This window comes from Vibrio sp. 03_296, assembly GCF_002265885.1.
Map to the genome: position 1 here is coordinate 1 of NZ_NPKW01000420.1, position 959 is coordinate 959.

At 41.9% G+C, this 959-nt stretch carries 1 pseudogene; it reads right to left on the reverse strand.

The features are described 5' to 3' along the window. Window positions 1-473 (reverse strand): annotated as a pseudogene (locus CIK04_RS25095) (glutamine synthetase beta-grasp domain-containing protein); the annotation flags it as partial. Window positions 474-959 lie beyond the last annotated feature (486 nt).

Below are 959 nucleotides of genomic sequence, written 5' to 3' on the forward strand. Positions count from 1 at the left end.
CTGCTTCTACGTCATCGATCTTGAAGAAAGAACCCGACATGTCAGTTGCGAATTTACATCGTCAAACAGGAAGAACTCTGGCTCTGGACCAACTAGAACGGTGTCTGCAAGGCCTGTAGAGCGCATGTACTCTTCAGCGCGTTTCGCGATAGAGCGTGGGTCACGGTCGTAACCTTGCATCGTTGCAGGTTCTAGGATGTCACAACGGATGTTTCAGCTGTTGCTTTCTTCATGTAAATGGGTCTAGAACCGCTGAAGATGCGTCAGGCATCATCACCATGTCTGATTCGTTAATACCTTTCCAGCCAGCAACAGACGAACCATCGAACATTTTACCGTCTTCGAAGAAGTCAGCATCGATTTGGTGAGAAGGAATAGAGAYGTGCTGCTCTTACCTTTAGTATACGGTAAACGCAGGTCAACAAACTTAACTTCGTTTCTTGGATCAGCGATAAAACGTTTTCTACTGACATCTTGGATAACCTCCAGTGTTATTAAAGCGGTAATAGTCAGATTCGGTTTGGAATCCAGCATTGATTAATTTCATTTCATTCTTATTAATCGATGCTGATTCTTACAAAGCTAAAAGCTGTGCCAATTTTTTAAGTTCATATTAATCATGTACTTGCTTTGTTTTGTGTGCGYTTGTTCTTCCTTTATGCACCAAAATGATCCTCGAGTGCACCTTAATGGTGCGAAACAATGTTCGTTGCACCATTGTGAATCATAAGCGCGATCCATTTCGCCCCTGTTTGTTGCTTTTGTCAACGATCGTGTGCTCATCTTTGCATAAAAGCTTGATAGAGTGAGGCAGCTCGAGAAATGGTTGGGGTTGAAGAGGGGCGATTAGCGTCAATAAAAGAAAAATACTCACGAATAGATCACATATTTCTGGGTTTTTTATCAAAATCTGGTACATTATGGKTCCGTTTTTTTAATCAAACCGGGCTTGTTTAAAA